The sequence below is a fragment of the Arthrobacter sp. NPDC080086 genome (assembly GCF_040702285.1).
The window spans coordinates 18370-39920 of sequence record NZ_JBFBKP010000040.1; the positions used below are offsets into that span (position 1 = coordinate 18370).

The following is a 21551-nucleotide window of genomic DNA, read 5'->3' on the forward strand; positions in this document are numbered from 1 at the left end:
CTGTTCCCGGTCCGCAAGGTCCCGGAATGATTGTAATGCGGTTAAAACACCGGTGGAGCGGACCCATTGGCCCGCCCCACCGATTGTGAAACGTAGGTGTTACTCTGCGGCTGCAGCAGCCACGATGTTCACGACGCGACGGCCGCGGCGGGTGCCGAACTCGACAGCGCCGGGGGTCAGTGCGAACAGGGTGTCGTCGCCGCCGCGGCCAACGCCGGCGCCCGGGTGGAAGTGGGTGCCACGCTGGCGGACGATGATCTCGCCGGCGGAAACAACCTGGCCGCCGAAGCGCTTCACGCCGAGGTACTGGGCGTTGGAGTCACGACCGTTGCGAGTGGAGCTCGCGCCTTTTTTATGTGCCATTTGGAATGCCTGCCTTCAAAAAATTCTGGGAAACTGCGGGAACCTGATCAGTAACGGAAAGTTACTTGATACCGGTGATCTTGACCTTGGTCAGTTCCTGACGGTGACCCTGGCGCTTCTTGTAACCGGTCTTGTTCTTGTACTTCTGGATGACGATCTTGGGACCACGGAGGTCTTCCAGGATCTCAGCCGTAACCGTTACCTTAGCCAGGTCCGCTGCGGCAGACGTGACCTTGTCACCGTCCACCAGGAGCAGTGCGGGCAGCTCAAAGGTGCTGCCGGCTCCACCGGGGACGCGGTTCAGGGTAACGAAGTCTCCAACAGAAACCTTCTCTTGGCGGCCGCCTGCGCGGACAATCGCGTACACCACTGGGGAACTCACTTCTCTCGACGTTTATTACTAGATTTGCGTGCGGAACCTGGCCCCGAAATACCGGAGCGGCTCACGCTGTGCCTCAACGCCGGCAGGTTCCCCGGGGGAACCCATGAGCTATCCCGTGGATCATCCGTCCCGCGTGGGGTGGACAGGTCCTCAGGGTCATAACCCAAGTGTTGGCGTAAGCACCGAAGATCAAGACTACGCTAATTTCGCCTTCGGCCGCAAACGAGGCAGGCCCCGGAGAGTCGGGCGTGACCGGTGCCACAGTGCCGTTTTCCAAGGAACCGGACCGGGCGCCGCAGCCGCTTTCGGGAACCGCGCCCCACCACCTTACCGGCCGCGGCTCCCGTTCCGGGTCAGGCGTGCAGCCTCGGCGCGTCGAAGAAGTCCACCTCGAAGCGCACCGAGTGGACGAACGCCTCGGTCATGGCGCCCCGTTCGGCGGCGGAACCGCGGCGGGCGGCGGCATCCGTGTAGCGGATCGCCTGCCGGGTTGACTCGGCGAAGGCCGCGTCCGCGTAGGTCCGCAGCCAGGCGGCGTAGGGGTGGCCTTCGTCCGCGCCCGCGGCGAGGAACTGTGCGTGCAGCGCGGCGCCCACCTCGGCATAGAGCCAGAAGCACGGCAGCGCCGCGGCCACGAGGACCCCGTAACTGCCGGCCAGGGACGCGGCATGCAGGTGGTCCACGTAGGACTTGGTAACCGGACCCTGCCGCGGGGTGCCGGCGCGCCCGGCGAGCCAGCTGCGGTGCAGTTCCGACTCAACCTCCAGGCACTGGGCGGCCGAGCGTGACCAAAACAGCTGCTCGGCCTCCGTCGGGGCAAGCGCGGCGGCGCGGGAGAGCACCCGGGAGTAGCCGTTGAGGTAGAGCGCGTCCTGGCCGAGGTAGTAGGCGAACTCGTGCTCCGGCAGGGTCCCGTCGGCCAGGCCCCGGATGAAGTCCAGGGCGTAGATCTCCGACAGGCCCTCCGCGGCGATGGGCTCGAGGCCGGTGGCAAAGTCGCCGGGTTCCCTAAGGCGTTCCGTGAAGTGTTCCGTGCCGGCCCCGGGCCCCGATTCCGCCGGCTGGGCGAGGTGGTGGAAGTGGTGGACGGGTCCGTTGCCGGTGCCGACGTCGAGCCGGACGGCCTCGCGCAGCGCCCCCAGCAGCCAGGGCTTGACGCGGCGCAGCGCCGCTTCCCAGTCCCCGCCGGCGGCGTAGGCCGTGGCAAGGGCCGAGGACAGCGAGCACCCGGTGCCGTGGCTGTTGCGGGTGTCGACCCGCTCCCCCGGCACCACCACGGTCTCGCTGCCGGGCAGTCCCGCGCTGTTGACCAGCGCGTCCGGGCACCCGCCGTCGGCGTCCTCCTCGAGATGGCCGCCCTTGACCAGGACCGTGGTTCCGGCCAGCGCGGAGAGGCGCTTGCCCTGCTCCAGCGCCTCCGCCCAGCCGGCGGCGACCGGTTCATCCAGCAGGAGGGCGAGTTCGGCCAGGTTCGGGGTGACCAGGTCGGCGAGCGGCAGCAGGGTGTGCAGGGCCGCGACGGCCGATTCCTGCAGCAGCCGGTCACCGCTGGTGGCAACCATGACGGGGTCCAGGACGACGACGGCGGGCCGGGTACGTTCCAGCCACGCCCGCACCGCGTCGATGACGCCGGCGTCGCCGAGCATGCCGATCTTGACGGCGTCGATGGTGATGTCCTCGGCGATGGCGTCCAGCTGCTCGGTCAGGAAGGCGGCGGGGGGCACGTGCACGGACCGGACGCCGCGGGTGTTCTGCGCGGTCAGGGCGGTGATGGCGGCCATGCCGTAGCCGCCCATGGCCGCGATGCTCTTCAGGTCCGCCTGGATTCCGGCGCCGCCGGAGGGGTCGGAACCGGCGATGGCCAGGACCCTGGGGACCGGGGCCCGCCCGGTGGCCGCGTGGGCCGTGCCGGCCGACGCCTCGGGTCCGGCGGCGTCGGCCCTGGATGCCGGGAACACCGTCTGCAGGAAACTGGCGCCGGCCGCGGGAGTGGTTGAGAGAGCCGCGGGTGCTACCGCGGGTTGGGTCGAAGACAAGAGACATCCCTTCGCCGGTGCTAACCGGACAGGTTCAACGGGTGTGGATCTCAGCCGGCCCGATGCGCGGCACCCCGTGTCGCGTTCCAGCGTAGCGCCCCTCCCCGGTTTCGCTGCCCGGCGGCCCGTTCTGCCCGGTCCCACCTCCGGCCGGACTCCCCTTAACCGGCTCGCGGGTACCGCCCGGAGTCGACGCTTCGAAACGTCGAGTCCGGGAGATACCCGCGAGTGGTACTGAGCGGTACCGGGTGGTGCGGCGGCGGAGCGGTTTAGAGCTCCGAGGCCGGTACGCCGACGCCGAGGATGATCGGGCCTCCGTTGTCCTTGACGACCGGCTTGACCGTTTCCGGTGCCTTGGCCTCGTGGACGGAGCCCTGGCCGGACGGGGCGGAGGCCTGCCGGCGCTGCTCGACGGCGGTCTCGTTGGCTGCCCCCTGGGCACGGCTGGCACTACGGTGCCGCCGCGGACGGCGCTGGCCGGTGGCCGGTTCCGCTGCCGCCGGAGTGCGGGTGGCGACGGGGGCCGCCGTCTGCGCGGCCGTCTTGGGAGCCTCCTGCCGGCGGGTGTCCTGCTTCGGAGCCTCCTGCTGCCGGGTGTCCTGCTTCGGAGCCTGCTGCGGGGCAGCTTCCCGACGGGTTTCCGGCTCGGCCGCACGGTTGCGGGCGTTCGGCGGCTGGATCCGGGCCGTGCGGGCACGTCCCCGGCCCCGGGTGGCTCGGGACTGGTCAGCGGACCGACCGCCGGCCGGAGCCTCGGCGGGTGCCTCAGCCTCCGGGGCAGGGGCATCCACGGACCGTTCCTCCACAGCCGGCGCTTCCACGGACGGGGCGGCCTCGCGGGCCGCGGTCGCCGTGGTCCCGGACTGGCGGTTCCGCGAGTCCGAGTCGCCCAGGTTGGCGAACGCCTCAGTCAGCAGGTCCAGGGTCAGGGCCGGCTGCGGCGCCTGTTCGGCGTGCTCGACGAAGGGCAGTGCCACCTGCTCGCCCCCGAAGGTCAGCACGGCGGCGGGACGGCCGGCTGCTTCCTCGGTGGAGGCCAGCTCGACGGCGGCGTCCAGGGCCGCTTGCCGTGTCTCGGCGTCGGGCGCTGCGCTGGCGTCGCCGTCGTGCAGGTGGGCCGCGTGGGCGGCCGCCGCGATATTCGCCAGCGCTGCACGGGTGGCCTCGGCCTTGGCGTGCCGCTCGGCCTCGGTGGGCTCGTGGTGCCCGGCCGCCGGCACCTGCTGCTGCTGGCCCTCGGTGCCCTGGCCGCCCTTGCCGCGGCGGCGCTTGCGCTCGTTGCGGGCGGCGGGCTGCTGCTCGGTGCGCGGAACATGGTGTTCCGCGGCGACGGTGTTGGCGCGGCGGTGCTCGACCGGTTCGTCGTGCGTGACGACGCCCCGGCCGGCGCAGGCCTCGCACTGCTCACCGAAGACTTCCAGCAGGCCGGTGCCCATCCGCTTGCGGGTCATCTGCACGAGGCCGAGCGAGGTAACCTCGGCCACCTGGTGCTTGGTCCGGTCCCGGCCCAGGCACTCCACCATGCGGCGCAGAACGAGGTCGCGGTTGGATTCGAGCACCATGTCGATGAAGTCGATGACGATAATGCCGCCGATGTCTCGCAGGCGCAGCTGGCGGACGACTTCCTCGGCCGCTTCGAGGTTGTTCTTGGTGACGGTTTCCTCGAGGTTGCCGCCGCTGCCGGTGAACTTGCCGGTGTTGACGTCCACCACGGTCATGGCCTCGGTGCGGTCAATCACGAGGGAGCCGCCGGACGGCAGGAAGACCTTGCGTTCCAGAGCCTTGTGGATCTGCTCGTCGATGCGCCAGGCGGAGAAGATGTCCGTGTCCTTGGTCCACTTCTCGAGCCTGCCCACCAGGTCCGGCGCCACGTAGGTGACGTAGGCCTCGATGGTGTCCCAGGCCTCCTCACCGGAGACGATCAGCTTGGAGAAGTCCTCGTTGAACACGTCGCGGACCACCTTGATGGTCAGGTCCGGTTCGCCGTAGAGGAGCTCCGGGGCGAGGATCTTGGTGGACGTGGCCTGGCTTTCGATGCCCTCCCACTGGGCGCGGAGCCGGTTGATGTCATGCGTCAGCTCCTCTTCCGAGGCTCCCTCGGCCGCGGTGCGGACGATCACGCCGGCGTCTTCCGGCAGGCGGTCCTTGAGGATGCGCTTGAGCCGGTTGCGTTCGACGTCGGGCAGCTTGCGGGAGATGCCCGTCATGGAACCGCCGGGCACGTACACGAGGTACCGGCCGGGCAGCGAGATCTGGCTGGTGAGCCGGGCGCCCTTGTGGCCCACCGGGTCCTTGGTCACCTGGACCAGGACGGAGTCGCCGGACTTGAGCGCGTTCTCGATCCGGCGCTGCTTGCCCTCGAGGTTGACGGCGTCCCAGTTGACCTCGCCGGCATACAGCACGGCGTTGCGGCCGCGTCCGATGTCGACGAAGGCCGCCTCCATGGAGGGCAGCACGTTCTGGACGCGGCCCAGGTAGACGTTGCCGATCAGGGAGTCCTGCTGGGTCTTGGACACGAAGTGCTCGGCCAGGACGCCGTCTTCGAGGACGCCGATCTGGATTCTGTCGTCGCGCTGGCGAACGATCATCTGCCGGTCCACGGATTCGCGGCGCGCCAGGAACTCCGCTTCGGTGATGACGGTGCGGCGGCGGCCGGTGTCGCGGGACTCGCGGCGGCGCTGCTTCTTCGCCTCCAGCCGGGTGGAGCCCTTGACCGAGGTGACGCGGTTGCTGACCGGCGCTTCGCTGACGGTGCGCGGCGCGCGGACTCGGGTGACGGTGTTGGGCGGGTCGTCGTCGCTGCCGCCGGTCAGTTCGAGGTCCTGGTCACCGCGGCGGCGGCGACGGCGGCGGCGGGACGTCACGCCGTCCTCCAGTGCGGCCTCGCGGCCCTCCTCGGCGTCCTCGTCGCCGGGCTCGGCGTCGGTGTCGGACCCGGCGACCCGGCTGCGGCCACGGCGGCCGCGGCTGCGGCGACGGCGGCGGTTGCCCTGCTCGTCGTCCTCGTCGTCTTCATCGGTGTCTGTGTCCTCGGCAGCTGCCGCGGCGGGGGCGGGACGGACGACGGCGGTGAGGTCCGGGGCCTGGAAGAGCATGGAGGTGACGGCACCGGGGGCGGAAGGGGCGAGGAACAACGACGGCGTTTGGGTTTCCTGCGCCTCCTCGGCGGGGGCCTCCGTTGCCGGGGCCTCCTCGCCGGGGGTTTCGGAGGCGACGGCGGGAGCGTCCTGGGCGGCAGCGGCGGCTTCAACCGTGGGCGCGTCGTCGGTGGCGCCGGCCTCCGGGACGGTTTCCGCGGGCACCTCGGCGGGGGCAGCCTTGGCGCGGCTGGCCCGGCGGCGGACCGGCTTGCGCGGGACATCGGCCTCAGCCTCGGCATCGGCGGGCACGTCGGCGGGGGCCACGGCCTCGGAAACGGTCAGGAGGGCGGGGGCTTCGTCCGCGGCGTCAGCCTCGGGTGCTGCGGCTGCCTTCGGGGCGGCCTGGCGGCGGGTGCGGGTCCGGCGCGCCGGGGCCTTCTCCGCTGCGGGTTCCTCCGCGGCATCGGCCGGGACGCTGTTGTCTGCATTGGCAGCGTCTGCTTCGGCGCCTGCGGCGGGAGCCGCGGCGTCGGCGGTTTCATCGGCCGGTGCGGCCGCTTCGGCCTTGGGAGCCGCTTTCTTTCGGGTGCGCGGTGCCCGTTTAGGCTTTTCCGGCACCTCGGTGGCGGTTGCGCCGTCGGTCATGGGGGCGTCGGAAACCGTTGCTTCGTCGTTGCCCGTTTCCAGCTGTTCATTATCCATATGAGGCCACGCTCCTGCCCCTGATGCGCCGCCACATCCGGCGCCCTGGGGGCATATATTTGTCAACACCCGCAGGCATTGACAGAAGTCAATTGAATACCCTCAGGTTCGCACTGGCCTTGGGGTGCGGCAGCCCTGGAGGGCCGGCGGCTTCGCTGCGAACCCGTTGATCGATGCATCACAACCAGGTGCCGTCCAATGGCATTGCGGGAAAACCGGATCATCAGACCCGGGAAGATCCCTGCTCCTCATTGGCGGTCTTGAATTCGAAGTCGCCGGACTGAAGCGCGAATGTGGTTCACGTCCCAGCCAGCTTCATTGTCTCACAGCACTCGGAAATGCCGGCTTAGGCCACACATCCCGGACGCACATGACACCGAATCACCGGTACGCGAGGGGGTGGCCGGGACCGGAACCCGGGATTCGTCCAGCCTCCGGCGATAGAATCGGCCTGAGCACGCCGTTCCGCAGCCACCGCTACGGTCGCGACGGACCAGAACACAGAGAACCTGACCATGAGAAGACCCAGCACCGAGAACCGACGCAAAGGACGAACGATCCATGCCCAGCATCTCCCACGCCCCTGACGACGTGGCCACCCCGGCACGGGACAACGGACCGGCCGAAGCGGACCGGCAGGTTCCGTCGATGACCCGGCCGCGGCCGTTCGGCTGGCTGCTGGTGATTACCGGCGTCGTCGGCTGGCTCGCCTCCGGCGCCTTGGTGCTGGAGAAGCTCGCCGTCCTCAAGGACCCCAGCCACGTCACCGTCTGCGACGTCAACCCCTGGATCTCCTGCGGCCAGGTGATGCAGACCTGGCAGAGCTCACTCTTCGGTTTCCCGAACATGTTCATCGGGATCGTCGCCTTTGCCGTGATCATCACCACCGGCATGGGCCTGCTGTCCGGCGCCCGCTTCGCCCGCTGGTACTGGATCGGGCTGCAGACCGGCGTGACCCTGGGCTTCGCCTTCGTGGTGTGGCTGTGGTCGCAGGCGCTGTACTCGATCCACATCCTCTGCCCGTTCTGCATGATCGTCTGGGCGGCCATGATTCCGCTCTTCGTCTGGGTAACCGTCCGCAACATCACCCATGGCGTCATTCCGATGCCCGCCGGCGCCACCCGCATCCTGGGCGAGTCCGGCTGGATCCTGACCGCCCTGCTCTACATCGCCGTCGTCGCCACGATCTTCTTCGCCTTCATCCAGGTCTTCGTCGGTACGTCCGGCTACTAAGAGGCCGCAGCAGCGCGAAAAAGCCGGGGCCGGTGTTCGATAACGAACACCGGCCCCGGCTTTTTTGGCGCCCTCGGGGGCGGCGAGCCTAGAACCAGATCTTGATCTCGCGCTCGGCGGACTCCACCGAGTCGGAGCCGTGGACCAGGTTCTGCTGGACCTTGACGCCCCAGTCGCGGCCGAAGTCGCCACGGATAGTGCCCGGAGCCGCCGTCGTCGGGTCGGTGGTGCCGGCCAGCGAACGGAAGCCCTCGATCACGCGGTGGCCCTCGAAGATCGCCGCGACCACGGGGCCGCTGAGCATGAATTCGACCAGCGGCTCGTAGAAGGGCTTACCGACGTGCTCTTCGTAGTGCTGCTCGAGGAGTTCGCGGGTGGCGTTGACCTTCTTCAGTTCGGCCAGGGTGTAGCCCTTGGCTTCGATCCGGGCGATGATGCTGCCGGTCAGGTTGCGGGCGACGCCGTCGGGCTTGACCAGGACTAGGGTGCGCTCGATGCTCACAGCTGCTCCAATGTGTTGGGGTGGGTTTGGGACAAGTCTAGTTGCTCGGGGTCTCCGGGTTGGCGGCCTCCCAGGCAGCCTGCTCCCGGTCCCGCTGGGCCGCCTCGCGGTCGATCCGGATGCCGGTGCGGATGCCGTACCACCAGGTGAGGGCGAACAGGGCGCCCACCACGAACATGGTCGGTTCCACGAAACCGGTGAGGATCAGCACCAGCTGCAGTACCCAGCCCAGGGCCACGCCCCACGGTTTGGTCAGCACCGCGCAGGTCAGTGCCAGCACCAGGGCCAGCCCGATGCCGAGCCCAAAGACCAGCGCCGGGGGAAATTCCCCGCGCCGCAGGCCGAACACGGCCAGGGTCCCGAAGAGCGCCACGAAGGCCTCCAGCAGGAGGACCGTGGAGGCGAACATGACCTTGGTTGAACGCCGCTTCTTCGGCATGCCCGGGCGCCACTCGCGCTGGGCCTTGGTGAGTTTCGCCATCGGTTACGCCTCGGACTTTCCGAGCAGGATCCGGGCCTCGGCCACGAGCGTGATGGAACCGGTGACCAAGATGCCGCCGGCCAGGTCGTCATTGGATTCTGCCCGCTCCACCGCCCATTCGAGGGCGTCGTCGAGCTTCTCCGCGGTGTGCACGACATCCTCGCCGAAGCCCAGGTCCAGGGCCAGCTCGCCGAGTTCCTCGGCGGGGATGGCCCGCGGCGAGTTGGACTGCGTGAAGCAGAATTCGGCCGGGACCTCCGCGAGGGAGTCCTTGAGCTGGCGGAGGATTTCCTCGGCGTCCTTTTCCTGCAGGATGCCCAGGACCACCACCAGCTTGCTGAAGCTGAAGGCCTCCTGGAGCGCCTCGGCGGAGACCCGGATGCCCTCCGGGTTGTGTGCGGCGTCCACCACGATGGTGGGGGCGGTGCGCAGCACCTCCAGCCGGCCCGGGGAGGTGACGGCGGCGAAGGCCTCCTGGAGCACCTCGGGGTTCAGCGGCTTGTCCGCGCCGAAGAACGCCTCCAGGGCGGCGACGGCGACGGCGGCGTTCTCGGCCTGGTGGGCGCCGTGCAGCGGCACCAGGAGGCCCTCGTACCGGTCCGCGAGGCCCTGGATGGTCACCATCTGGCCGCCGACGGCCACGGTGCGGGACTCGACGCCGAACTCGACGCCTTCGAAGCGGAACGGCACGCCCACCTCTTTGGCCTTCTCCAGCAGCACCTGGGCGGCGTCCACCGGCTGGGCGGCGCTGACCAGGAAGCCGCCGGGCTTGATGATGCCGGCCTTCTCGTGGGCGATGTCCTCGGTGGTGTCGCCCAGGAGGTCCGTGTGGTCCAGGGAGATCGGGGTGATGACGGAGACGAGGCCGTCGCCGACGTTGGTGGCGTCGGTGATGCCGCCCAGGCCCACCTCGATCACGGCCACGTTCACCGGCTGGTCCGCGAAGACCGCGAAGCCCAGGATGGTGAGGCATTCGAAGTAGGTCAGTCGGGGCTGGCCCTCCGCGGTGAGTTCGTTGTCCACGATCTCCAGATACGGCCGGATCTCGTCCCAGATCCGGACGAAGGTCTCATCGGAGACCGGTTCGCCGTCGATGCTGATCCGCTCGGTGACCTTGGACAGGTGCGGGCTGGTGTACCGGCCGGTGCTCAGGCCGTGGGCACGCAACCCGGCCTCGATCATCCGGGCCGTGGAGGTCTTACCGTTGGTGCCGGTGACGTGGATGATCGGGAAGGCCTTGTTCGGCTCACCCAGGATGTCCATCGCCCGGCGCAACGGCGCCAGCCGGGGTTCCATCTTGTTCTCCGGCGCCCGGCCCAGCAGTTCAGCGTAGACGCTCTCGACCGAAAATTCGTCGCTCATGGATTATGCCCCTGCCTCAACGGTGACTTTTTCGACGCTGACCTGCGGTTCCTTGACGTCGGCGGGAACGGTGTCCAGATCCACGCTGAGCGTCTCGGTCTTGACCAGGCCGGCGTGGGCCTGCAGCGCCTCGACGACGACTGCGGGCGCGGTGACGGTGGTGCGGATCCGGTCGCTGACGTTCAGCCCGGCGTCCTTGCGGGCCTGCTGGATGGCGCGGACCAGGTCGCGGGCGGTGCCCTCGGCCTCCAGTTCCGGCGTGACCTCGGTGTTGAGGACCACGAAGCCGCCGCCGGGCAGGACTGCCGCCGCCCGGGATCCCTCCCCTGCCGCGGCCTCGGCCACGACGGTTTCCAGGGTGTATTCCTGCGGCTCGAGTTCGAGGCCGCCGGCGGTGACCACGCCCGCATCGTTCACGGACCAGTCGCCGGACTTGGAGCCCCTGATGGCCTGCTGGACGTTCTTGCCCAGGCGCGGACCGGCGGCGCGGGCGTTGACCACCAGCTTCTGTTCGATGCCGAACTCCTCCGGGGAGGCGGCGTCGGCGTCGAGCACGCGGACGGTGCGCAGGTTCAGCTCGTCCGCGACGACGGCGGCGAAGCCCCCCAGGGCGTCCGCGCCGGGGGCGACCACGGTGAGTTCCTGCAGCGGCAGGCGCACCCGTAGGTTCGCGGCCTTACGCAGCGAGGAGCCGGTGGAGCAGATCTGCTGCACCCGGTCCATCGCCTCCACCAGCCCGGCGTTGGCGGGGAACAGGCCCGCGTCCGGCCAATCGGCCAGGTGCACGGAGCGCCCGCCGGTGAGGCCGCGCCAGATCTCCTCGGAGATCAGCGGCAGCAGCGGGGCGGCGACGCGGCAGACGGTCTCCAGCGCGGTGTACAGCGCGTCGAAGGCATCGGTGTTCTCGTCGAAGAACCGCGTGCGGCTGCGCCGGACGTACCAGTTGGTGAGCATGTCCAGGTAGCCGCGCAGTTCGTCGCAGGCGCCGGAGATGTCGTAGCTGTCCAGCTGTTCGGTCATGCTGCGGACCAGGTCGCCGGTGTTGGCCATCAGGTACTGGTCCAGGGTGTCGGCGTAGCCGTCGTAGCGGAGCTTGGCGTCGTACCCGGCGCCACCATCGGCGGCGTTCGTGTACAGCGTGAAGAAGCTGTAGACGTTCCACAGCGGCAGGATGACCTGCCGGACGCCGTCGCGGATGCCCTGTTCGGTGACCACGAGGTTGCCGCCGCGCAGGATGGGGCTGGACATCAGGAACCAGCGCATCGCGTCGGAACCGTCGCGGTCCAGAACCTCGGAGACATCCGGGTAGTTGCGCAGGCTCTTGGACATCTTCTGCCCGTCCGAGCCCAGCACGATGCCGTGGCTGATGACGTTGCGGAACGCCGGCCGGTCGAACAGCGCGGTGGAGAGGATGTGCAGCATGTAGAACCAGCCGCGGGTCTGGCCGATGTACTCGACGATGAAGTCCGCCGGGTTGTGGGTGTCGAACCATTCCTCGTTCTGGAACGGGTAGTGCACCTGGCCGTAAGGCATGGAGCCGGAGTCGAACCAGACGTCCAGGACGTCCTCGACGCGGCGCATCACGGACTGGCCCTCTTCCGGCGTGCGCGGGTCATCCGGGTTCGGGCGGGTGAGCTCGTCGATAAACGGCCGGTGCAGGTCCACCTGGCCGTCGTTGTTCAGCGGCAGCCGGCCGAAATCGGCCTCGATCTCGGCGAGGGAGCCGTAGACGTCGGTGCGCGGGTAGTCCGGGTCGCTGGACTGCCAGACCGGGATGGGGCTGCCCCAGTAACGGTTGCGGCTGATCGACCAGTCGCGGGCGTTGGCCAGCCACTTGCCGAACTGGCCGTCCTTGACGTTGCCCGGGATCCAGTTGATCTCCTGGTTCAGCTCGGACATGCGGTCCTTGAACTTGGTGACCTCGACGTACCAGGAGGACACGGCACGGTAAATCAGCGGGTTCCGGCAGCGCCAGCAGTGCGGGTAGGAGTGCTCGTAGCTGGCCTGGCGGACCAGGCGGCCCTCGGCGCGGAGCACCTGGGTGATGGGCTTGTTGGCCTCGAAGACCTGCAGCCCCGCGATCGCGGCGAGGGGTCCGTGGCCGAAGAGGGGAAGGAACTTCGCGCCTTCGTCGACGGAGAGGACCACGGGGATGCCGGCCTCTTCACAGACCTTCTGGTCGTCTTCACCGTAGGCCGGGGCCTGGTGGACGATGCCGGTGCCGTCGGTGGTGGTGACATAGTCGGCCACGAGGAAACGCCAGCCGTTCTCGGTGCCGTACTTCTCGGCGTCGGCGAAGTAATCCCAGAGCGGCTCGTACGTCAGGCCCTCGAGTTCCGTGCCGAGGTGCCGGGAGACGACGGCGGCCTCGGCCGCGGCCGCACCCTCGGCGCCGTCGCCGTAGCCCAGGTCCTTGGCGTAGGCGCCCAGGAGGTCGGCGGCGAGCAGGAAGGATCCGGTAACGGGGGCGTCGTCGGAGGCCGCCTTGATCCCGTGCGGTCCGGCGGGCAGCACCACGTAAGTGATGGCGGGTCCGACGGCGAGCGCCAGGTTGGTGGGCAGGGTCCAGGGCGTGGTGGTCCAGGCGAGCGCCTGGACACCGGCGAGCTGCTTCGAGAGCTCCGACTCCCCCGCCGTGATCGGGAAGGTCACGGTGACGGTCTGGTCCTGGCGGTTCTTGTAGACGTCGTCGTCCATCCGCAGCTCGTGGTTGGACAGCGGCGTCTCGTCCTTCCAGCAGTACGGCAGGACCCGGTAGCCGTTGTAGGTCAGGCCCTTCTCGTGCAGCTGCTTGAAGGCCCAGAGCACGGACTCCATGTATTCGACGTTGAGCGTCTTGTAGTCGTTCTCGAAGTCCACCCAGCGGGCCTGGCGGGTGACGTAGCTCTTCCACTCGTCGGCGTACTTCATCACCGAGGCACGGCAGGCATCGTTGAACTTGTCGATGCCCATGGCCTCGATCTGGGTCTTGTCCGTCATGCCCAGCTGCTTCATCGCCTCGAGCTCGGCGGGCAGGCCGTGGGTGTCCCAGCCGAAGCGGCGCTCGACGCGGCGGCCGCGCTGGGTCTGGTAGCGGCCCACCAGGTCCTTGGCGTATCCGGTCAGCAGGTGGCCGTAGTGCGGGAGGCCGTTAGCGAAGGGAGGGCCGTCGTAGAAGACGAATTCGTTGGAGCCGTCTTTGCCTGCGTCCCGCTGGTCGATGCTCGCTTGGAACGTGCCGTCCTGGTCCCAGTACTTGAGGATGCGCTCCTCGATCTCCGGGAACTTCACGGAGGCTGATACGCCGGCGGCGTTGGAAGCCGTGCCGGAGGCGCTGGCGTCGGAGGGTGCGGCTGAGGCCTTGGGGTAATGGGTCATCTCGACATCCTGGGTTGAGCTGTGAACAACGGGATTCATTCAGGATGCGAGGACGGCTCCTGTGCTGTCGGAACAACACCGGCACCGCGGTACCACCTCACTTACCGGCTACGGGCCCGGACCGCCCGTGAGGGTGGCACGCGCACCGCTGCCGGCCGCTCGTTGACTGCTGTGACGGGCTTACCCGTCCGGTTCTACTGGCACCGCGCGGACCGTGGGGTCGCGCCGGAGTGTTCTTCCGGAAGCTCACCGGTGATGGCCGGGTCGACGCTGTTAGTTCGATGGTACCGGAAAGGGGCCGGTGCCCGCCGCGCACCATGGGCCGCCAGCCAGGGATACGGGCGGGTCGTGTCCGGCCGAACCCTCGCCCCGGGCGCCGCGCCTGCCTACACTCGGGGAATGGGCCTCCCTCACGGCGTTGCGGACCGGCTGTCCGGGACAACCCGGGCCGGGGTGGTGCCGCGCCGGCGCTGGCTGGCGGCGGCGGGGCTGCTAGGGGTGCCGGTGGCCGGACTGTCCGTGTGCCGTGCCGTGGATCTGCCGTGGCCGGAAACGGTAGTGCAGCTGCTGTCCTTCACGCCCTGGCTGGTGGTTCCTGCCGGATTCTCGGTGCTCTGTGCGGTAGCGGCACGCCGTCCGGTGGCGGCCGGCGCCGCCGCGGCGCTCCTGGCCCTGCAGGCGGCGTGGCTGTTTTCGCCCGGCCACGCGCGTCCGTTGCCGCCGGCGGGGGGCAGGGGCGCGGAGCTGGTGACAATGAGCATCAACGCGAAGCTTGGCCGGGCCGACGCCGGGGAGATCGTCCGGCTGGTCCGGGACCACGGCGTGGGGCTGCTGGCACTCCAGGAGTACACCCCGGCCCTGGAGCTGCGGCTGGAGGCCGCGGGCATCACCGGCGAGCTGCCCTACCGGATCAGCGCCCCTGCCAAGGACGCCTCCGGCGGGGCTCTCTACTCCCGCTTCCCGATGCAATCGACCGGAACCCTGGCCGGGACCCGGTTCCCGATGGCCTCGGCGAGGCTCGAGCTGCCCGCCCCGGACGGCGGCGCCGCCCTGCTGGAGGTGACGAACGTGCACGCCCGGGCGCCGGTGGGCGGCGGACTGGGCCAGTGGCGCCGGGAGCTGGCGGCCCTCGGCAGGCTGCCGGAGCAAGCGGCAGCCGCAGTTGCCGGCCGGCAACAAGCAGGGCAGCAGCCACCGCTGCTCCTGCTGGGCGACTTCAACGCCGGATACGACCACGCGGAATTCCGGCGCCTGGTCTCCGCCGGCGCCGCTCATCCCTTGGTGGACGTGGCCACCGCCCAGGGTGCGCGGCTGGTCCCCACCTGGCCGATGGACCTGCCGCTGCCGGGGACCACGCTGGACCACCTGCTGACCGGTCCATCGGTCGGCAGCAGGGACTTCGCGGTGCACCGGGTGGCCGGGACGGATCACGCGGCCGTAGTGGCCACGCTCACCATCCCGGCGCCGGGCTAAGCCGCCGGGCTAGGTTACCGGGCTAAGCCGCCGGGCAGGTGGCTGCTCTGGCCAGTAGCGGCCGGTCAGCCCTTGCGGATGACCTTGAAGTTGGACGCCTGCGCGACCGGCCGGATGATGATCTGGTCGAGGTTCACGTGGTGCGGGGCTGTCACTGCGTAGCGGACCACGTCGGCGACGTCATCGGCCGTTAGCGGCTTCTCGACCCCGGCGTAGACCTTGTCCGCGGCGCCCTTGTCTCCGAGGCGGTTGAGCGAGAACTCCTCCGTCTGCACCATGCCGGGGGCCACTTCGATCACGCGGAGGTTGTGTTCGGCTTCCTCCAGGCGGAGCGCCCCGGTGAGGGCGTGTTGGCCGTACTTGGCCGCGTTGTACCCGCCGCCGCCCTCGTAGGCGGAGAGCGCGGCGGTGGAGGTGAGGTTCAGGACGGTGCCTTCGCCGCAGGCGCGGAGCATCGGCAGGAAGGCGCGGGTCAGCTTGAGGGTGCCGAGGACGTTGACCTCGTACATCCACTGCCAGTCCTCGGTCTTGCCGTCGGCAATCTTGTCCGCCCCGCGGGCTCCGCCGGCGACGTTGATGAGGGTGTCGATACCGCCTTCGCGGGTGACCTCTTCGACCAGGCGGGCGACGGCGTCGTCGTCGGTCACGTCCGCGGCCAGCGCGACGGCGCCGGTTTCCGCCGCGAGGGCGTCCAGGCGGTCGGCGCGGCGGGCGACGGCGAACACGGTCCACCCTTCCCGGCGGAGCGCACGGACCGTGGCCTGCCCGATTCCGGTGCTGGCGCCGGTGACGACGGCGGCTTTGGCTGTTGCTGTGTTGGTGGTTCCCTCAGTCATGGCACCACCCTAATCGGAATCGGGCGGCGGTTAGCGGCCACCGCGCTGGAGGAACTCCAACAGCACCCGGGCGTGGTTGGTTTCCACGTCCCTTGCCCCGAATAGCAGGGTCACGCGGGGGTGCTCGGTCCCGATCCGGCGCAGGGTCTCCACCGCCGGGTTCTCCGCAAGCTCGGCCTCGTAGGCGGTCCGGAAGTCCTCGAAGCGTTCCTGCATGTGCGCGAACTCGGTGCGCAGCGGCCCGGACGGGGCCACCTCCTTGAGCCACAGGTCAAGCCGCGCCCGCTCCTTGCTGACGCCACGCGGCCAGAGCCGGTCCACCAGGACCCGGTAGCCGTCGGCGTCCCCGGGCGGGTCATAGATGCGTTTGATCGCGAAATGCGCCGAATTTTCCTTCATAGTCCCGCACGTTATTGCAGCGGGATCCCGAAATCGCGAAACGCGGTGAAAACTAAAGTGAAAAGAACTGCAAGAATTGACCCATGGCTGAAGACACGCAGGGTACAGACACGCCCACCACCGCCCCCACCAACGTTCCGGACAAGCCCGCCCTCGAGGGCCTGGAGGCATCGCTCACCCGGCGCTGGCTTGACGAAGGAACCTACAAGTTCAACCCGGACACCACCCGGGAGCAGGTCTACTCGATCGACACTCCCCCGCCCACCGCGTCGGGTTCGCTGCACGTCGGACACATGTTCTCCTACACGCAGACCGACGTCCTGGCACGCTACCAGCGGATGACCGGCAAGAACGTCTTCTACCCGATGGGCTGGGACGACAACGGCCTGCCCACCGAGCGCCGCGTGCAGAACTACTACGGTGTGCGCTGCGATCCGGCCATCCCCTACGATGCCAACTACCGGCCCCCGGCCGAGCCGGCCAAGAACCAGCGCGACTTCGACGTCGTCTCGCGCCGGAACTTCATCGAACTCTGCGAGGAACTCGCCGTCGAGGACGAGAAGGTCTTCGAGAACCTCTTCCAGACCCTGGGTCTCTCCGTTGACTGGGACCTGACCTACCGGACCATCGACGACAAGTCCCGCGCCATCTCCCAGCGCGCGTTCCTGGCCAACCTGGCCGCCGGCGACGCGTACATGGCCGAGGCCCCCACCCTGTGGGACGTCACCTTCCGCACCGCGGTGGCCCAGGCCGAACTGGAGGACCGCGAGGTCGCCGGCGCCTACTACCGCTACCCGTTCTTCACCGAATCCGGCGAGAAGATCTACATCGAGACCACCCGCCCCGAGTTGCTGGCCGCCTGCGCCGCGCTGGTGGCGAACCCCGACGACGAGCGCTACCAGCCGCTCTTCGGCACCAAGGTCACCTCCCCAATCTTCGGCGTCGAGGTGGAGGTCAAGGCTCACCCGCTGGCCAAGGCGGACAAGGGCTCCGGCATCGCCATGGTCTGCACCTTCGGTGACCTCACCGACGTCACCTGGTGGCGTGAGCTGCAGCTGCCCACCCGCGCGATCGTGGGCCGCGACGGCCGCATCGTCGGCGAGACCCCGGACTGGATCACCACTGCGGAGGGCCGCGAGGCCTTCGCCGCGATCGCCGGCAAGACCGTCTTCAGCGCCAAGGAGGGCGTGGTGGAGCTGCTGGCCGCCGCGGACCTGCTGGACGGCGAACCGAAGAAGATTATGCACCCGGTCAACTTCTTCGAAAAGGGCGACAAGCCCCTCGAGGTCGTTACCTCCCGCCAGTGGTACATCCGCAACGGCGGCCGCGACGAGGACCGCCGCGAACGCCTGATCGGCCGCGGCAAGGAGATCGACTTCCACCCCGCGTTCATGCGCTCCCGGTACGAGAACTGGATCACCGGCCTGAACGGCGACTGGTTGGTCTCCCGCCAGCGCTTCTTCGGTGTGCCCGTGCCGGTCTGGTACCCGCTGGACTCCGACGGCAACCCGGACTACGACGCTCCGATCCTGCCCGCGGACGGCCAGCTCCCGGTGGACCCCGCCGCGGATGCCGCCCCCGGCTTCGAGGAAGCCCAGCGCGATGTTCCGGGCGGTTTCACCGGCGACGCCGACGTCCTGGACACCTGGGCCACGTCCTCGCTGACCCCGCAGATCGTGGGCGGGTGGAGCACCGACGAGGCGCTCTTCTCGAAAGTCTTCCCGTTCGACGTGCGCCCGCAGGGCCACGACATCATCCGGACGTGGCTGTTCTCCTCCGCGGTCCGCGCCGACGCCCTGCAGGGCGTGGCGCCGTGGAAGCACGCCGCCATTTCCGGCTGGATCCTGGACCCGGACCGGAAGAAGATGTCCAAGTCCAAGGGCAACGTGATTGTTCCGACCGATGTGCTCAACGAGTACGGCTCGGACGCGGTCCGCTACTGGGCGGCCTCGGCCAAGCTCGGCGCGGACACCGCCTACGAGATCGCGCAGATGAAGATCGGCCGCCGCCTTGCGATCAAGCTGCTCAACGCCTCCAAGTTCGTGCTGAACCTCGGCGCCACCGAGGACTCGGTGCTCGCCGGGGATCTGTCCGTCCTGACGAATCCGCTGGACCGCGGCGTGTTGGCCCAGCTGGCCGACGTGGTGGCCCAGGCGACGAAGGCCTTCGAGGCCTACGACTACGCCCGTGCCCTGCAGATCACCGAGAGCTTCTTCTGGCACTTCACCGACGACTACGTGGAACTGATCAAGGACCGCGCCTACGGTGCCGCCGGGGCGGAGCAGCAGGCCTCCGTGCTTGCTGCCCTCGCCACCAGCCTGGACACCCTGCTGCGGCTCTTCGCCCCGTTCCTGCCCTTCGCCACGGAGGAAGTCTGGAGCTGGTGGCGGAAGGATTCCGTGCACCGTGCGCAGTGGCCCGCCGCCGTGGAGGTCGACGGCGACACCACGCTGCTGTCCACCGTCGGCGCGGCCCTGGGCGGCATCCGCAAGGCCAAGTCCGAGGCAAAGGTCAAGCAGCGCACCGAGGTGCTCTCCGCGGCCATCACCGGCTCGGAGTCCCTGGTCCAGCAGCTCCGTGCCGGACTGGGCGACCTGAAGGCCGCCGCGAACGCCCGTGAGCTGACGCTGGTAGCCGGCGACGGCGAGCTGGCGGTCAGCGACGTCGTCCTGGCTCCGGCGGACGTCCCCGTGGAAGCGCCGACCCAGGCCTAGCAACGCTGCCCCTCACGACAAGGGCCCCCGCCCGGCTGATGCCGGACGGGGGCCCTTGTGGTTGCGGGAGGCGCTCAGGCCTCGAATGAGGTCTCGAAGTGCGTCAACGTCGGCGGGGCGGCCAGCAGGGCGCCGAGGCCGCTGGCACCCTCCTCGGTGGCGCGCCAGGCACGGTAGGCGGCGTCCTGTTCCATGGATGCCCAGCGCTCGACGACGAGGACGTGCGTGGGATTCTCCCGCTCGACCAGGACGTCGACGCCGAGGCAGCCGTCGAAGGCGCGGGTGTCGGCCAGCGTCTCGCGCAGGACGTCGGGGGCGGTGTCGAGGACTTCGGTTTTCAGGGTCAGGTCCAGATGTGCGGTGATAGCCAATGTCGCTCCAATGGTCGCGGGACATCCCGGGGGATGCTGTCATAGGGGCCAACCTCATCAGCGCGGCGCTTGTTCCCCGCCGTCGCCTCCCCCGGCATTCTCCTCCCGGCTACGCCGCTCGGCCTCGCCGATGGCCCAGGCCGCGTTCACCAGGCCGATGTGGCTGAAGGCCTGCGGAAAGTTTCCCAGCAGTTCCGGGCCGTCCGGGGCCACCTCCTCCGCCATCAGCCCCAGGTCGGTGGCGAAGCCGGCGGCGCGCTCGAAGACCTCCCGGGCGCGCTCGGTCCGGCCGGCGAGGGCCAGTGCGTGGGCCAGCCAAAAGGTGCAGAGCAGGAACGCGCCCTCCCCGCCGGGCAGGCCGTCGTCGGCGAGGTAGCGGTAGACCAGCCCGCGGGAATCGGTGAGGCGTTGCTCCACGGCCTCCACGGTCGCAAGGAACCGCGGGTCCGTCCCCTCCAGGAACCCCACGATGCCCAGCATCAGTGCGGAGGCATCCAGTTCGGCGGCGCCGTAGGACTGCGTGTACGCCCCGGCCGCCTCATTCCAGCCGTGGGTGCAGATCGATTCCCTGATCTCCTCCCGGGCCGCCGTCCAGCCGGCCACCCGGTCCGTGGCCCGCAGCAGGGCGGCCAGGCCGATGGCGCGGTCCAAGGCCACCCAGCACATCAGCTTCGAGTACAGGAAGTGCCGTGGCTCGCCCCGGACTTCCCAGATGCCTTGGTCCGGGCCCCGCCACCGGGCCGCGGCGACGTCGGCGGCGTCGGCCAGGAACCGCAAGGTCTCCGGTGCCAGCTCCGCGACGGAATCCCGCATCGTGGCGGCCGCGTCCAGCAGCTCCCCGTAGACGTCTAGTTGCCGCTGGTCCCAGGCGCCGTTACCCACCCGGACGGGTGCGCTGCCACGCCAGCCGGGCAGGTGGCTGAGCTCCCGTTCCGGAAGTTCCCGTTCGCCGCCGATGCCGTACATGATGTGGAGGTCTTCCCCGGCTGCCAGCTGCCGGGCGGCGGCCGTCGCCAGGAATTGGAAGAACGTACCGGCCTCGTCCGGGCAGGCGGCCACCCACAGCGCCTGGAGCGTCATGCTGGCGTCCCGCACCCAGGTGTAGCGGTAGTCCCAGTTCCGGGTGCCCCCGGCGACCTCCGGCAGCGAGGTGGTGGGCGCCGCCACGATCGCTCCCGACGGATAGTAGCTCAGCGCCTGCAGCACCCTCCCGCTGCCTGCCACCAGGTCCTGCCAGGGCCCGCTGTAGTTCTGGTGGATACCGGACCAGCTGGTCCAGCCTTCGAGGGTGTCCGCGAGCCTGCGGTGCATCTCCGCCTGGTCCCAGAACACGGGGTCCTCGCCGCCGCCACGCGGGCGGTGCAGGGCGAATGCCACCTTCTCGCCGGCCCGCAGCCGGAACGTGGCGGACGCCGTCCCGCCGTCGGGCTCCAACGCCACCGGGGAGGACAGCGTGAGGGCCTCGCCGCCCGCGGTGATCAGCAGGCCGCCGGGCACGCTCCGCAGGACAGGTTCGAGGAGGCCATAGCCGGGGCGCGGCGCGCACTCGAACTCCACGTGGACGCTCCCCCGCGTGCAGGCCAGACTCCGGAGCAGGGTGCCGGGCGAGCCGTCTCCAAGGTCGTGGCCGCGGCGGCCGCTGCCCAGGACCAGGGCGTCGGTGACGGTCAGGTCGCCGTCATCGGTCCGGTGCCGGGTCTCCAGGACCATCGAGGGTCCAAGGTACCGCCGGGAACGCCCGCGCACGCCTGCGGCACGCACCGACCAGTGGCCGGCGGACTCACCGAGAATCCGGCCGAAGACGGAGGGGCTGTCAAAGCGCGGAAAACAGAGCCAGTCCACGGAGCCGGCGGCACTGAGCAGGGCGGCGGACCGGCAGTCGGACAGCAGCGCGTAGTCGGCGATGGGCTGGTTGCTCATGTCCCGGTCTGTCCTCCGGTGAGGCGGGAGTCTTGGGGCTGTTTGGGGAATGCTGTTTTTGGGCAAAGGGGAAGCCCCATCAGCTTTTTGCGGTTGGTGGGGCTTCGACTTTTTCGATCACCACGTGACGTCTTAGGCAATCTGGCGGGATCCTTGGAATTTCAGGTCTTCCTACCTCGTCACTGGTAGCCACCATCTGACTGTGCCGAAGGCTGCGTCGGATGAGTGTCACTGAATCTTTGGTTCCTGCGTCCCTCCCCTTGCGGAGTGGGTAATAACTATTGTTCTCCCGTCCCCGGGGATGCACAAGGGCGCCGCGGGAACTACAGCGTGGTAGTTC

The 21551-nt window shown here is 69.3% G+C and carries 15 protein-coding genes and 1 riboswitch; of the genes, 3 read left to right on the top strand and 12 right to left on the bottom strand.

All coding sequences use genetic code 11. From position 1 onward, the window contains the following. Positions 1 to 99: 99 nt before the first annotated feature. From rpmA to AB0305_RS14135, 4 genes are all read right to left on the bottom strand, one after another. Entirely contained in the window at positions 100 to 363 is a 264-nt protein-coding gene (rpmA, locus tag AB0305_RS14120) for a 50S ribosomal protein L27 (protein WP_009372867.1), read from the bottom strand. 61 nt (positions 364 to 424) lie between these two features. Then, positions 425 to 733 (bottom strand): 50S ribosomal protein L21, encoded by a 309-nt coding sequence (gene rplU / locus AB0305_RS14125; RefSeq protein ID WP_290257883.1) that lies wholly within the window; start codon positions 731 to 733, stop codon positions 425 to 427. Between the two features lie 365 nt (positions 734 to 1098). Further along, positions 1099 to 2610, bottom strand: a complete 1512-nt coding sequence (locus tag AB0305_RS14130; RefSeq protein WP_364135796.1) for a bifunctional hydroxymethylpyrimidine kinase/phosphomethylpyrimidine kinase — start codon at positions 2608 to 2610, stop codon at positions 1099 to 1101. A gap of 160 nt (positions 2611 to 2770) precedes the next feature. Further along, a riboswitch (TPP riboswitch) is annotated at positions 2771 to 2868 on the bottom strand. Between the two features lie 182 nt (positions 2869 to 3050). Continuing rightward, positions 3051 to 6563, bottom strand: coding sequence for an Rne/Rng family ribonuclease (locus AB0305_RS14135; RefSeq protein ID WP_364135203.1), 3513 nt, complete (start codon positions 6561 to 6563; stop codon positions 3051 to 3053). Positions 6564 to 7124: 561 nt separating this feature from the next. Between AB0305_RS14135 and AB0305_RS14140 the strand changes: the two genes are divergently transcribed. Then, positions 7125 to 7796, top strand: coding sequence for a vitamin K epoxide reductase family protein (locus AB0305_RS14140; RefSeq protein WP_364135200.1), 672 nt, complete (start codon positions 7125 to 7127; stop codon positions 7794 to 7796). 88 nt (positions 7797 to 7884) lie between these two features. Here the strand turns inward: AB0305_RS14140 and ndk are convergent, their stop codons facing one another. Genes ndk through ileS form a run of 4 tightly spaced genes read right to left on the bottom strand, consistent with a single transcriptional unit; the run spans position 7885 to position 13498 of the window. Next, positions 7885 to 8298: a nucleoside-diphosphate kinase gene (gene ndk, locus AB0305_RS14145; RefSeq protein WP_290257619.1), complete on the bottom strand. Its 414-nt coding sequence runs from the start codon at positions 8296 to 8298 to the stop codon at positions 7885 to 7887. Between the two features lie 37 nt (positions 8299 to 8335). Beyond that, on the bottom strand, positions 8336 to 8779 hold the full coding sequence (locus AB0305_RS14150) for a DUF4233 domain-containing protein (RefSeq protein ID WP_364135196.1): 444 nt from the start codon (positions 8777 to 8779) through the stop codon (positions 8336 to 8338). Positions 8780 to 8782: 3 nt separating this feature from the next. Further along, the gene (locus AB0305_RS14155; RefSeq protein WP_364135193.1) at positions 8783 to 10141 is read right to left on the bottom strand and encodes a folylpolyglutamate synthase/dihydrofolate synthase family protein; all 1359 of its coding nucleotides are present in this window, start codon (positions 10139 to 10141) and stop codon (positions 8783 to 8785) included. A 3-nt stretch (positions 10142 to 10144) separates the two neighbouring features. Further along, positions 10145 to 13498: an isoleucine--tRNA ligase gene (gene ileS, locus AB0305_RS14160; protein WP_364135190.1), complete on the bottom strand. Its 3354-nt coding sequence runs from the start codon at positions 13496 to 13498 to the stop codon at positions 10145 to 10147. A gap of 399 nt (positions 13499 to 13897) precedes the next feature. On the opposite strand from ileS, the gene AB0305_RS14165 reads away from it, so the two are divergent. Next, complete coding sequence (locus AB0305_RS14165; RefSeq protein ID WP_364135187.1) at positions 13898 to 14971, top strand: endonuclease/exonuclease/phosphatase family protein; 1074 nt, start codon at positions 13898 to 13900, stop codon at positions 14969 to 14971. Between the two features lie 65 nt (positions 14972 to 15036). Here the strand turns inward: AB0305_RS14165 and AB0305_RS14170 are convergent, their stop codons facing one another. Together AB0305_RS14170 and AB0305_RS14175 are read right to left on the bottom strand one after the other, a co-directional pair. Continuing rightward, the gene (locus tag AB0305_RS14170; protein WP_364135184.1) at positions 15037 to 15807 is read right to left on the bottom strand and encodes an SDR family oxidoreductase; all 771 of its coding nucleotides are present in this window, start codon (positions 15805 to 15807) and stop codon (positions 15037 to 15039) included. 30 nt (positions 15808 to 15837) lie between these two features. Continuing rightward, a complete protein-coding gene (locus AB0305_RS14175; protein ID WP_364135181.1) occupies positions 15838 to 16206 on the bottom strand; it encodes a DUF488 family protein in 369 nt (122 codons plus the stop codon). A gap of 83 nt (positions 16207 to 16289) precedes the next feature. Here AB0305_RS14175 and valS point away from each other — a divergent pair, with 83 nt between their 5' ends. Further along, a complete protein-coding gene (gene valS / locus AB0305_RS14180) occupies positions 16290 to 18920 on the top strand; it encodes a valine--tRNA ligase (RefSeq protein WP_364135179.1) in 2631 nt (876 codons plus the stop codon). Positions 18921 to 18994: 74 nt separating this feature from the next. Here the strand turns inward: valS and AB0305_RS14185 are convergent, their stop codons facing one another. Both AB0305_RS14185 and AB0305_RS14190 read right to left on the bottom strand, forming a co-directional pair. Further along, positions 18995 to 19291, bottom strand: coding sequence for an antibiotic biosynthesis monooxygenase family protein (locus tag AB0305_RS14185; RefSeq protein WP_364135176.1), 297 nt, complete (start codon positions 19289 to 19291; stop codon positions 18995 to 18997). A 57-nt stretch (positions 19292 to 19348) separates the two neighbouring features. Then, positions 19349 to 21211 (bottom strand): glycoside hydrolase family 15 protein, encoded by a 1863-nt coding sequence (locus tag AB0305_RS14190; RefSeq protein ID WP_364135173.1) that lies wholly within the window; start codon positions 21209 to 21211, stop codon positions 19349 to 19351. Positions 21212 to 21551: the final 340 nt, after the last annotated feature.